The organism is Bacillus sp. AFS098217 (assembly GCF_002551815.1).
Taxonomy (GTDB): Bacteria; Bacillota; Bacilli; order Bacillales; family Bacillaceae_G; genus Bacillus_A.
In genome coordinates, this window is record NZ_NVPR01000092.1 from 1 (window position 1) to 12,691 (window position 12,691).

Sequence of the window (12,691 nt, forward strand, 5' to 3'; positions counted from 1 at the left end):
GGCTAGACAACCAGGGCTTTTTACAGGCCCCCACTTCAAAACGTGTTAACGTTTAAGTGGGGGGGAGTTGACATCTATTCCATACTATTGTTACAACAGCATTTATTACTAAAAGATTTTTCAATACATTTTATGCATAATCAGTGCAATACTAAAAACGCTTCCGTAAATTTTAATAATTATTTTGCCTGTATACCTACATGTAATAAGGAGGAATGTAAAATGGAGAAAGCGAATGAAAATGTATCTAAATCAAGCCGTCGAGCAAAAGAGGACGAAATTGCTACAGAGGCAGGTGTGATTCTAAAACTACAATCGCTTCGACTGGCAAGTGAAGAATCTGTATTAGCTCCAACTAATCAGCTTTCATCTAGCGTTCTGAAACCCCTTGAAGACAAATAAAGATTTTTATAAAAAAGTTCAGTCACAAATTGAACTGTACCCTGAATTGTGGACACTTAAAAAAGTCCATGATTCGGGGTTTTTGTGTATTTTTATACTCATTCCTCGTTATAATACGTTTCGATCTTATTCTTTTTAAAAGACCTATGTGAAAAAGGAACACCCAAATATATTGCATTGCACGGATTTAGACATACTCGCCTCAAACCACTTAAAATGTAGTTTTTAAGACCTCACTAAATATAATTACATATTCTTTTCAGTAGCACCCTACCGATATCCTCCTTGAGACAAACATAGTTTCGATACGTTTCTTTTTTATGTTATGAGCTCTAATTTCTTTTAACATTCATTCCATACTATTTTCTAAAGAAATTGCATGGCCTCTTTATTCAACATCCTAAAAGCTGAATATACTTCTGACCTTCTTCCTGCTTCATATATTCACGTACATTTTCACGATAAGCTTGTACAATTAGCGGAAGTGACAATACAAATAATTTCTTTAACACGTTTTCTTTATAAACATGGATCCAATTCTTTGTTTCTACACAATGATTAAAAATTAATGTTTCATAACTTCCTAATTCCATTTCTATTTTACTTACTCCCATTTCTCTTAATAACTCTTTACATAGTAATGAACGGCAAGAAACAAATCGCGGGAAGTAATGCGCATAAATCATTTCACAGCACTTCTCCCTAATCATTTCTTCAAATTTAATATAGTGAACTCTCACTTCTAAATAGAATCCTCCCCTCGCTTCTCCACTATACTCCCGTAAAAAATCTTCAATTGTATCATACGTATAATCTTCGTGTGCCTGATTTATATGTACCAAAAAACCACTAGCATTCACAATGAATTTAGGAACTGCTATGTAATAATACACGACCCAAAAACAAAGTTTTTCTATTATTTCCTCTTCCTGTTCTTGTAAAAACTGCTCAAATATTTTTTTGAAAAACTGTTGTATCATAAGCCAACACCTCCCATGCACATTGTAAATTTATTTCAATTTATTTTCTAATCTATAAACGTTATTTTTCAGCCTTATAAACACAAGGTTTTACCTAAATTCAAAAGATTAAATTTTTATTATCAAACACGCAATATAGACTATGACTCTAAAACGTTTAATATATGTCAATCATTTCAATTTTCCTAAAAAAGTGATAAAATGTATTTATGTGTTTTCAGAATAATAAAAGAATAAAAACTATAAAGATGAAAACGCAGCTTTTAGGAGGGGTTTTAATGACTTACACGTTAGCAACTAGAATGAAAGCATTTCAATCTTCTATATTTAGTGAATTAGCAGCCTATAAAAAAGAAAAAATTGCAGCAGGTCACCAAATGATTGATTTAAGTATCGGTAATCCAGATATGCCTCCTGCTGATTTTGTAAGAGAAACTATGGTACATACAGCAAGTGGAAAAGAAAATTACGGTTATACACTAAAAGGTATTCAAGATTTTCACGAAGCAGTAACTGAATATTATTATAATAGTCACAATGTGATACTAGATCCAGACCGTGAAGTATTACTATTAATGGGTTCGCAAGACGGACTTGTTCACTTACCTATGGTTTTTGCAAATCCAGGAGATCTTATTTTAGTTCCTGACCCTGGCTATACAGCCTATGAAACAGGTATTCAAATGGCTGGTGCAAAATCTTACTTCATGCCTTTAAAGAAAGAAAATGACTTTCTACCTAATTTACAAGACATTCCTGAAGAAATTGCGAAACAAGCAAAAATGATGATATTAAACTTCCCTGGAAATCCAGTTCCAGCAATGGCACATGAAGATTTCTTTAAAGAAGTTATCGCCTTTGCAAAACAACATCATATCATTGTTGTACATGATTTCGCATATGCTGAATTTTATTATGATGGCAAGAAACCAATTAGCTTTTTATCTGTACCTGGTGCGAAAGAAGTTGGCGTGGAGATTAACTCCCTATCCAAGAGTTATAGCTTAGCTGGCAGCCGCATTGGTTATCTGATTGGAAACGAAGAAATTGTAGGTGCACTTGCACAATTTAAATCGAACACAGATTACGGTGTGTTCTTGCCAATTCAAAAAGCAGCATCAGTTGCCTTGCGCCAAGGTGCTGAATATTGCGAGAAAAACCGCAGCATCTATCAAGAACGCAGGGATACTTTAGTTGACGGCTTTGCCTCTTTCGGTTGGCATGTTGAAAAGCCTGCTGGTAGTATGTTCATCTGGGCTGAAATACCAAAAGGGTGGACTTCATTAGAATTTGCCTATGCACTAATGGATCGTGCAAATGTTGTTGTAACTCCTGGTCATGCATTCGGACCACATGGCGAAGGATTTGTCCGTATCGCACTTGTCCAAGATAAGAAGATGTTACAACAAGCTGTTGAAAACATTAAACATAGCGGCATTTTCTCTCTTGAAAACACTAATGATTTAGTCAAAAATTAATTACCAATCCCCTGTTTACTTGTAGCAGGGGGTTATTATTTTTTATTTAGAGATTAAAACTGGAGGTTTATATGAATATTAACGATACACTGCCACATCGCTATCCTTTTTTAATGATTGATAACATTACAGAAATTGAAGATGGAAAATCTGTGAAAGGATATAAATTAATAACAAGTAATGAGTGGTTTATAACTGAGAATCAAAGCAGTATGCCTCACATGCTAATTGTAGAAGCACTTGCACAGCTTGGAGCATTCGTCGGGACAAACGAGTCTAATGGATTAGGATTTCTCTCTTCATTAGACGGTGTAGAATTTAATGGAACTGCTTCACCTGGTGATAAGCTGGATTTACATTATGAAGTTCTACGGAATAAACGAGGATTTATTCTCGGCAAAGGAATTGCTTCTGTAAACGGTAAAGCAATTGTTACAGTTGAAAAGCTATTAGTTTATATTACGAAATAAAGATTGAACGATAGCGGTTCATTGTGATAACTATACAATGATAAGGAGTACAAAGATGGAGAGTGCTGTCGGTATTGATGCGGGAGGAACATTAACAAAAATTGCTTACTTTAACGAAAGTAATGAATTACATTTCGAAAAATTTTACTCCTATGAACAAAACAAAATCAAAGAGTGGTTAAGTCAAAATAATTTTATAAACAGATTGTGTATAACTGGCGGTAAAGCCGAGCGGTTATACACATTACTTTATGAAAAATATAAAACAGAATCCCTTGCCGAATTCGAGGCTACACTTACAGGCGTTCATTATCTCATTGAAAAAGAAAAGCATGCCATAAATGACTTTGTTTTAACAAATATCGGTACAGGGACTTCCATTCATTATGTCCATAACCAAAATTACATTCGTGCTGGTGGCACCGGTATTGGCGGAGGCACAATAATGGGATTATCGAAATTATTAACGAATATAGACTGTTTTGAAGAAGTAATGCAACACACGAAACTAGGTTCTAGGCAGAATCTCGATATAACAGTTGGAGATATTTATAACGGTATTCTATCCCCTATTGATAGTAACTTAACAGCCAGTAATTTCGGAAAAGCAGCTATCAGTGAATCTAATTATAACAAATCCGATTTACTCGCCACTCTTCAAGGTCTTGTTGGCGAAGTAGTCACTGCGTTAAGCCTTCAATTTGCAGAAGCAAAAAGTATTGATCATATCGTTTATATTGGATCTACCCTATCAAACAATTCACATCTGCAAGAAATTATAGGGAGTTATACCGTGCACCAAAATAAAAAACCTATCTTCTTGCAAGATCACGGTTTTAGCGGGGCTATTGGAGCTTTATTGCGTACAACAAAGTAAATTTATTATTAAAAGAGAAGGGGAGCTAAGCTTCCTTTCTCTTTTCTTATAAAATAGTTATTTCTTAGTAATCCCTCTGTAGAGCTTACAAAATTGTTAGCTCTTGCCTGGTTTTATAGAACAATTAAGTCCTTACTCTCACTATATATCACATTTTCCTAACCTTTATGGGCATCCACACAGTCATATAGGTTTTGACCTACATATTGTACACAAAGTAATTACTTACTGTTTTTTGGGGAATATTGGTACGCCGCCTGCCTTAAATCAATGGAGGTATGAAAATGATAAGTTTTAATTCTTTCCATGGGACCGTTACCATGATTAGTGATTTTATTGTAGGGCAAAATGCCGAAGGAGAAGGCTGCTATAAATTAATGTCTGTAGAAAACGGATTGGGGACTATAGTAAATTTCGTCGTTTCACCCACAACTTACTTTGTAGACCATGTAGTGGTGGCAATAGGAGATAAAGTGACTGGATACTATGATAGGAATGCACCTGTTCCTCTTATATATCCACCACAATACCGAGCACTTATAATGGTAAAAGATAGCCCGTATCAAAATGTCAAAGTAGATTATTTTGATAGTCAACTGAAAAGTAGTGATGGACGATTACAATTAAATATATCTCCATATACCCAAATAGTATTAACAAATGGGCAACCCTACTCAGGAAACCTTACGAACCGAAATCTAATTGTTATCTATGGAGCTACCACAAAAAGTATCCCTGCCCAAACGACACCCTATAGAATCATAGTTTGGTGTTAAAGGTTATTATAGAAAATGTCTGTATTGCTCTAACACAAAAAACTCGTCCGTTTTGGCGAGTTTTTTACTTTGTGCTGGGGTCTAGAAACTTCATATGAAGTATGTTCGTTATTTAGGCTTTTGAAAGAAAAGATTCAACTACTATTATAAAAAGCTTTTTCAATTAACCTGCCCCGTTAGCACAATAAGAAAAATGCGTCTCCACTTATTGTAGAAACGCACCCGTTAGTAAAAGAAGAAATTAATTAATCACCCAAGTCTTATTCCATAGCCAATGAATGCACTTTAGTTACATGAACCTTACCAAATGAATGTTGTGGAGAAGCATATATAGAATAAAGTTTTAATGGCATATTACCTGTAGGAGATTACTCTGCAATGACTAATTTCATTTTACAGAGTAGCCAGTTTTTTATTGAATCTTTTCATTTTCTAACATATACGTATCTCTGGAAACTGACTGTAAGAATGCATTCATCTCCCCTACAGAATAAATATATAACTCATGCATCGCACGTGTACACGCGGTATAAAATAATTTACGTTCACTTTCTCTACTATATTTTCTCTTCGATGCATCATAGATGATAACTGCATCAAACTCTACCCCTTTCGATAAATACGACGGGATAATTAGAATACCCGTATCAAACGAACTTGTTTCTTTTTTAATAAGACGAACTTGTAATGATTTCTGTAAAACATGATAAGCCGCTTCGCTTTCTTCTGCTGTTTTACAAATCACTGCAATTGTTTTATGCCCATTTTGCTGCAACCTTTCGATTTGCTCCACAATCTTTTTATGATGTGCTTCTCCTTCTTCCACTTCCTGTATAGTTGGCTGTTTGCCTTCACGTTGAAACGGTTCAATCTCTTCACCATCTGTAATTAATTGCTTTGTGAATTCAATAATTTGTTTTGTAGATCGGTAGCTCCGTGTAAGGATAATTTTTTCACTCAGTTCTTCCCCGTACAGCGCACTTAATTGTGAAAATTCATTTTCTGACGCATGCTCATAAATCGTCTGATTAAAATCACCTAGTATTGTCATTTTTGTATGAGGAAATATTCGTTTTAAAAACGCATATTGAAATGCAGAATAATCCTGTGCTTCATCAATAAATATATGTTGCACAGATGTATTCCTTTGCAGCTCTTCCAGCTGATCTTTCATATATAAATAAGGCGTGGCATCTTCATATGACATATAAAAACGTTGTATCTTTTCTATTGTTTCTTTACAAATTTCATTCCATCTTTGCGGTAATTTGTTTTCTTCTACAAGTTGCTTAGCAAACTGCGGATCTTTAAATAACTGGATATACAATGCTGGTGTATGAATAAATTGTAACTTTTTCACACGTCTTCGGAGTGGCTTAAAATGTTCTTTTACAACAATAGCGGCCAGCATATTTTGTTCCCGCTCAAAGTCATCGAATGTACCTTCGGAATATTCTTGTTTTTGCTGTAACTTACGGTAAACTTTTGCATATGTTTCTTTATCTAACAGCTGTATTTCTTCTTCCACCCACAATGCTTTTCTCTCTATTTTTTCTTGTTGTTTTAACTCTTTTAATAACCATTCAGAAATTAATTTTATTCGGTTTGGAATTCTTATTGATGCATCAAATTCATAAAAACGTTCTTTTATTTGTTCTTTAGAGATTATGATTTCTCCTCTAAACTTTATATCTTTAAATAACATACCTTCTTGTTTTAAATAGGCTACATACTGATCTACTACCTCAATAAAATCAGAACTTGCTTTATATTTAATTCCATCTAATCGCGTTTCATAATTTCTTTCTTTCGTTCCTGTCAATACATATTCCATTTGTGTAAACGGGTCTTCTAATTCAAATTTTTTCTCAATATGATTCTCTAAGTATTCTTGGAATGTCGTTTGCTTCATATTGTCTTCTCCAAGTTCTGGTAGTACGGTGGAAACATAGCTATTGAACATCGAGTTTGGAGAAAAGAGCACGATTTGCTCGGCGTGTAATGTATCCCGGTAACGATATAATAAATATGCAACGCGTTGAAGTGCTGCTGATGTTTTTCCACTTCCCGCTGCCCCTTGTACGACAAGCAAACGACTTGTTTCATTCCGAATGATTTGATTTTGTTCCTTTTGTATAGTTGATACAATACTTTTCATTTGTGTATTCGCATTATTTCCTAATACTTCTTGTAGCAATTTATCACCAATTGTTACGCCTGTATCAAACATACTAATAATTTGACCATTCCGAATCACATATTGGCGTTTTAAAGTCATTTCTCCTGAAATCGTCTCATTAGGTGCTACGTACTTTGCTCTTCCTAGAGAATAGTCATAATACAAACTTGATATTGGCGCTCGCCAGTCATATACAAGAAATTGCTCTGTACTTTCATCATAAAATGAATGAATTCCAAGATATATAGATTCTCCGCTGCTTTCACCATCTTCTATAAAATCTATTCTTCCAAAGTATGGTGACTGCTGTAATCTTTTTAATCCTTTTAATTGATTATATGCATGGCGATGATTTTGTTCTCGTTCAGATAATAACTCTGCCTGTTGCTTGATACTCGCTGCCGTTTCTACAGCTTCTTTCGCATTATCAACATTTACTGTTACATCGTCCCAAAAATGTTTTCGAATCTGGACAACATCTTTCATTGATGCACTTGCATATTGCTTTAATGTATCCATATGTTTTTCAATTTTACCGACAACTTCTTTCACACGATGTTGTTCCTGCTTCCACTCTTGCCCTATTTTCTCCATATCGCCACTCCTTATCAACTAATCATTCTGACGCTCACTATTTGATGCGATAAAAAAATCAACTAAAAGTTTGACAAACAAGCAATTCATTTGTTATAATTAAATTGGATAATTATTTAGTTTTTTAGAAAAACAAACAATGAGCGTTTTTTCATTTTAACACATATATATGAAAAATCAATAAAAAGGAGATACAAATTTGTATCTCCTTTTTATAATAGTACGCATTCTCCCTTCCACGAAACCAAAAACATCAATTCTATGAATCTGTACGAACTACTTTTCTAAACTTCACGTAACAAGCAATTCTCCACGGTACAATATAAGAAATTGCAACAACATAAAACAATAACCCTATTGTTTGCTGATCTAAATCGATAATGTATTGTCTAGAACCATACCTTAGAATTACAATTCCAATAAAGGTAATAAGAAAAGCAACACTTTTCTTCGCATAAATATTCCCATCTTCTCTTCTCTCATAGTTTGTAAGTATGATAAGTGGAATCGCAAAAAGAAATCCAAATAATATGGCAAAACTAATGTATAGCATCGCCGGATGTGTAGGACCAAAAAACATTAAAATTCCTGGTGATAAGAAAAGGAGTGGTAATAGAATTCGCTTTCCGTTCCCTCTTATCGGTTTATGCATAGATCGATAGCGCCTCCACAAAATCAATAATGCAATACATAAAAACATAGTTATTAACGAAGATGTATCTCCCATACGTTTTTCCTTCTTTCCTAAAATATTTATCTATTACTATCTATATCGTTTTTTATACTGTTTGTTCTAGAGAAATTTTCCGAATGAATATACCGCTAACTATAAAATAAAACACTGTTAATCCAATCGAAATTGTTATAAAAGACGATATATTCATCAAAACTCCACTTTTTGTAAATATTAATTCCTTTATTCCTCTTCCATAAAATCCGCTTATTAAGTTTAAAAAAAGCGTTGCACCAATTCCAAATCCAATCCAACTAAATCTTTGCTGAAAAATAATTATTACTTGGAAAAGACTAGATATCGTCACATAAAGTAAGAATTGCACACAATTAACCCCCTGTTTCAACCGCAATCCTTATTCTTCTCCCTCCTTTGTAATCATGTCAACTACCCCCCACTTAAATTTTAACGAATTTTGAAGTAGGGGCTTGTAACTCTACTACACGTTATACAAATGGTCTAGCGACCTCTAACCTCAAGCGTAGGTTACTATAGGTAGGCTGACAGCTACCCAACAAAAGAAGTCATGCTTCTCGTGTCATTTTGTGATGGTACTCCATTCCCATTTGCCTTAGATTCATTGCTCCGATTCTATCGTCATTCGATTGGTATTGGCATGTTGTGCAACAAAATGTATGTGCCTTCTGATTACGATTCTTTTTGTTCGTATTTCCACACTTCGGACATTTTTGGCTTGTATACGCAGGGTCAAATGCAATTACTTTTATATTGTTCATAATCCCTTTATACTCAAGCATTTGGCGTAGTTGGTGAAACGCCCATGATAGACGATAGTATCTGTCACGTTTACGAACAGTAGTTGTTAGATTAATCCCTGTTAAGTCTTCAATCGTAATTAACGAGTGTTCTCCTGCAAATTGGATAAGTGCCTTCGACAATACATGATTTGTATTTGTCATGAAACGGTTTTCTTTTCCACTTACTTTTTGGAGTTTTCGTTTTGCTGATTTTGTACCACGGGCTTGCAATCCTTTTCGTAAACGGACATATCTTGCTTTTGTTTCTTTTATGGATGCCCCGCTTTTAAATAGGTGATTGTCGTTACTGTCAATAGCTGTAGCTAAAAAACGCATACCAAAATCAACACCCACAATATTTTTAATGGTGAAAGTAGCTTCAAATATTTTCTTTACTGCAAAATGCAAAAAGAATTTCCCTTTTTTATATACAAGTGTAGCTGTGCCGAATTCCCAAGAACCATTAAAATAGTGCTCTAACCCTTTTGTGACGAACGGAATTTTAATACGCCCCTGTAACGTACCGACGCTAACTAATCCATCTTTTGTAAAAGAGTAATCACGTCCATATGAATATTGCAGTTTAGGACGTTTATATTCTACAAGTGTGTTTTCATTTTGTTCTTTTACGGCAGCATAACTTCCTGCAACAACGGTACACACATTACAAGCCATTTGAGATTTCAGACCAAATTGTTTTCGTAAGTCTGTATATACCAGTTGTTGTAACGACTTAAACTTAGATAACAAATTGTGTTTATAGGCTATTTGTGATGCATAATTTAATGCTTTTCGATTGGCATGTAAAGTGTCTTGTAGCAACAACGCTTGTTCATTGGTTGGTAATATTTTTATTTTTGCAGTAATAATAAGTTCCATTTTTCCACCTCCTTATTTTCAGTATATATACTACATTATTATTTACTGAAAATAACGAATATTAAAACATACAAAAGGCCATTCCCCCCCACCTACTCAATGGTTCTATTGCACTTTCACGTTCCTTGAGGAAGTAAATCCTTTCCTAAAAGCGTTGAATCATGTTCATCAGCTCTTCTTTAGAAATTTCAAGTACCTTTGCCTCCTCCCAAACTTTAGGTAGGAATTCAGTCATAAAAGCACTTTGCCGCTTCTTTAATACAACTTCCTTTGCTCCCTTTGCAACAAACATCCCGATCCCTCGCTTTTTATATAAAATACCTTCATCGACCAGTAGATTTACCCCTTTCGCTGCTGTCGCTGGATTGATTTGTAGCATTTTTGCAAATTGATTTGTTGATGGAACCTGTTCTTCTTCAAGCAGTATCCCCTTTAAAATATCCGCCTCGATGGTTTCTGCAATTTGTATGTATATTAACTTATTTTGTTCAAGTGTTGATTTCATCCTTTCACCACCTTAGGTTCATAGGTTCATTACTTATGCAATTAACCATACCACAAGAATCTATTTCCATTCAATATTTTCCCATAAGTTCTTTCAAAAAAAGAAGTATCATACGTTAAACTCACATTCAAAATATACACATTTTCATCAAAATTAAAAATTTTCACTTTTTATGTTTACAATTATCCATTAATTGTATATACTTACTAACATAAGAAAAAAATTCTAAAAGGAGGTCGAATGAAATGATGAAATTACAATTAAATGCTGCATCTGTTTTACAATTTAATATAAGTTCGACCAACCTAATGGAGAATTGAAAATCGCTTAGTATTTTCTTTAACTAACAAATTCGCCACAGGAGGTCGTATACTTTCCTGTGGCTTTTTCATGCCCTGTCACAGGAAAACTATATCTTCCTGTGGCTTTTTTGTGCGATTTTTTAGTCTCTTACATTATTTATTAAAGAAAGGAGCAACATTCAATGACTTTTCGCGTATTGTTTTTAAGTATTACCATTCAGAGAAATCCATTTTCTGAAAGTGAGATTCAGCACCAGCAACAAATTCAAAAGGCTATGGATGAAGTAAAGGAGCGTCAAATCCCTTATTGTAATTATCTGTAATTCCTTTATGAAAGGAGGAATTCATTTATGACTTTTCACATTTTCTTTTTTACGATTACTCTTCAGAAAAAGACTTTATCTGAGGCTGAAATTTTTCGTGAACAACAATTAAAACAAGCTATGGATGAAATAGCAAATCACAGAAGTTCTTATTACAATCAAATGTGTTAAAAAATAATTAATAAAAGGAGGAATCTTCTTATGAAGTTTCGAGTATTCTTTTTAACGATTACAATTCAAAAAAATAAACTTACTGAAGCTGAAATTTTACAAGAACAGCAGATCCAGAAAATTATGGATGAAGTGAAAGAGCATCAAGTCTCTTATTACAACCATATGTACTAAAAATTATATATAAAAGGAGCAATCTTCTTATGAAATTCCGAGTATTCTTTTTAACGATTACAATTCAAAAAAGTAAATTTTCCAAGCAAGAAGTATTACATGAACAACAAATTCAAAAGGCTATGGATGAAGTAAAAGCACGTCAAATCCCTTATTGTAGTCACCTATAATTCCTTTACGAAAGGAGGAATTTATTTATGAAGTTTCATATTTTCTTTTTAACGATTACGATTCAGAAAAAACATTTATCTGAAGCTGAAGTTTTGCAAGAACAGCAATATAAACAGATTATGGATGATATCCGAGATCGTAGAAGCACCTACTATACTCATCTATAATTACAAAACTTAAATATAACGAGAGGAGAGGATTGAGATGTTAATAACGCGCTGCAAAGAAATGATTTGGATTATTGAGAGGGATTCCACCTAGTCTCTAGGATGTCTTAAAGTACTATTTACCACAAAAAAGTATGTAGAAATTACACAATAAAAATACCAAATTCGTAAAAATCCATAGAAAAGGGTGATACATAATGTATCACCCTTTTCAGAGTGTCGGAAAATTGAATTTTCAATGAGTGAAAAACACTAAAAAATGATAGAAATAAGAAAAATAGCCCTTCATCCGCTATATCTAAAAAAGTTTTTTACATATTTCTGAAAGAAGTCCCCATCTTCAAGCACGCAAAGGGCAAAAGCCCAGCGGTAAGGTGGGGATGAATTTCGGTTAGGCATCTCCTAACTGATTTGTAAGAATTTCCAATTGTTCGAATGGTGTATATGTTCCATATCTGACATCTTCACTTGCTTATAAGATTTAGAAGGATTTTGTATATATTGTCCATGTATATTTTGTACGTATACCATTTTCCCTGTAAATCCTGTCACAAATCCTACTTGTCCAAATATCTTTACTTTATCACCTAAATAGATTCCATCTATATGTGGTGTATTTTTCCTGTTTCGTTTTGCACGTGTATTCTTTGTTTTTCTTCCTTTCCTTGCGGTCGCTTCATACAGGGAACGTTTTTTCTTTCTAAATTGTTTGATGCAAAATTCACCGCTTTAATCGTATTCTTGTAGTTGTA

At 33.9% G+C, this 12,691-nt stretch carries 16 protein-coding genes; 10 read left to right on the top strand and 6 right to left on the bottom strand.

The features are described 5' to 3' along the window. Positions 1 to 222: 222 nt before the first annotated feature. Entirely contained in the window at positions 223 to 402 is a 180-nt protein-coding gene (locus COO03_RS21995) for a flagellin (protein ID WP_097899183.1), read from the top strand. Between the two features lie 392 nt (positions 403 to 794). Here the strand turns inward: COO03_RS21995 and COO03_RS22000 are convergent, their stop codons facing one another. After that, entirely contained in the window at positions 795 to 1,382 is a 588-nt protein-coding gene (locus COO03_RS22000; protein ID WP_097899184.1) for a hypothetical protein, read from the bottom strand. A gap of 278 nt (positions 1,383 to 1,660) precedes the next feature. Between COO03_RS22000 and COO03_RS22005 the strand changes: the two genes are divergently transcribed. The 4 genes from COO03_RS22005 (at position 1,661) to COO03_RS22020 (ending at position 4,983) form a co-directional block, all read left to right on the top strand. Further along, on the top strand, positions 1,661 to 2,860 hold the full coding sequence (locus COO03_RS22005) for an LL-diaminopimelate aminotransferase (RefSeq protein ID WP_097899185.1): 1,200 nt from the start codon (positions 1,661 to 1,663) through the stop codon (positions 2,858 to 2,860). A 71-nt stretch (positions 2,861 to 2,931) separates the two neighbouring features. Next, positions 2,932 to 3,330 (top strand): 3-hydroxyacyl-ACP dehydratase FabZ family protein, encoded by a 399-nt coding sequence (locus COO03_RS22010; protein ID WP_097899186.1) that lies wholly within the window; start codon positions 2,932 to 2,934, stop codon positions 3,328 to 3,330. Positions 3,331 to 3,385: 55 nt separating this feature from the next. Continuing rightward, positions 3,386 to 4,207, top strand: a complete 822-nt coding sequence (gene coaW / locus COO03_RS22015) for a type II pantothenate kinase (protein WP_097899187.1) — start codon at positions 3,386 to 3,388, stop codon at positions 4,205 to 4,207. 284 nt (positions 4,208 to 4,491) lie between these two features. Then, on the top strand, positions 4,492 to 4,983 hold the full coding sequence (locus tag COO03_RS22020; protein ID WP_097899188.1) for a hypothetical protein: 492 nt from the start codon (positions 4,492 to 4,494) through the stop codon (positions 4,981 to 4,983). Between the two features lie 412 nt (positions 4,984 to 5,395). Here the strand turns inward: COO03_RS22020 and helD are convergent, their stop codons facing one another. From helD to COO03_RS22050, 5 genes are all read right to left on the bottom strand, one after another. Next, the gene (gene helD, locus COO03_RS22030; RefSeq protein ID WP_097899189.1) at positions 5,396 to 7,756 is read right to left on the bottom strand and encodes an RNA polymerase recycling motor HelD; all 2,361 of its coding nucleotides are present in this window, start codon (positions 7,754 to 7,756) and stop codon (positions 5,396 to 5,398) included. Between the two features lie 259 nt (positions 7,757 to 8,015). Beyond that, the gene (locus COO03_RS22035; protein ID WP_097899190.1) at positions 8,016 to 8,483 is read right to left on the bottom strand and encodes a CcdC family protein; all 468 of its coding nucleotides are present in this window, start codon (positions 8,481 to 8,483) and stop codon (positions 8,016 to 8,018) included. A gap of 52 nt (positions 8,484 to 8,535) precedes the next feature. Beyond that, entirely contained in the window at positions 8,536 to 8,814 is a 279-nt protein-coding gene (locus COO03_RS22040; protein WP_097899191.1) for a DUF4052 family protein, read from the bottom strand. A 199-nt stretch (positions 8,815 to 9,013) separates the two neighbouring features. After that, positions 9,014 to 10,126 carry an RNA-guided endonuclease InsQ/TnpB family protein gene (locus COO03_RS22045; protein WP_097899192.1) on the bottom strand — a complete coding sequence of 371 codons (1,113 nt, stop codon included), beginning with the start codon at positions 10,124 to 10,126 and terminating at the stop codon, positions 9,014 to 9,016. Between the two features lie 145 nt (positions 10,127 to 10,271). Then, a complete protein-coding gene (locus COO03_RS22050) occupies positions 10,272 to 10,631 on the bottom strand; it encodes a GntR family transcriptional regulator (RefSeq protein ID WP_097899193.1) in 360 nt (119 codons plus the stop codon). Positions 10,632 to 11,115: 484 nt separating this feature from the next. Between COO03_RS22050 and COO03_RS22055 the strand changes: the two genes are divergently transcribed. From COO03_RS22055 to COO03_RS22075, 5 genes are read left to right on the top strand one after another with little or no spacing between them, the layout of a single operon-like run. Continuing rightward, on the top strand, positions 11,116 to 11,256 hold the full coding sequence (locus COO03_RS22055; RefSeq protein WP_097899194.1) for a YrzI family small protein: 141 nt from the start codon (positions 11,116 to 11,118) through the stop codon (positions 11,254 to 11,256). Between the two features lie 27 nt (positions 11,257 to 11,283). Next, a complete protein-coding gene (locus COO03_RS22060; protein WP_097899195.1) occupies positions 11,284 to 11,427 on the top strand; it encodes a YrzI family small protein in 144 nt (47 codons plus the stop codon). Between the two features lie 30 nt (positions 11,428 to 11,457). Continuing rightward, positions 11,458 to 11,601 (top strand): YrzI family small protein, encoded by a 144-nt coding sequence (locus COO03_RS22065; RefSeq protein WP_097899196.1) that lies wholly within the window; start codon positions 11,458 to 11,460, stop codon positions 11,599 to 11,601. Between the two features lie 29 nt (positions 11,602 to 11,630). Further along, positions 11,631 to 11,771 (top strand): YrzI family small protein, encoded by a 141-nt coding sequence (locus tag COO03_RS22070; protein ID WP_097899197.1) that lies wholly within the window; start codon positions 11,631 to 11,633, stop codon positions 11,769 to 11,771. Between the two features lie 27 nt (positions 11,772 to 11,798). Further along, entirely contained in the window at positions 11,799 to 11,939 is a 141-nt protein-coding gene (locus tag COO03_RS22075; protein WP_097899198.1) for a YrzI family small protein, read from the top strand. Positions 11,940 to 12,691 lie beyond the last annotated feature (752 nt).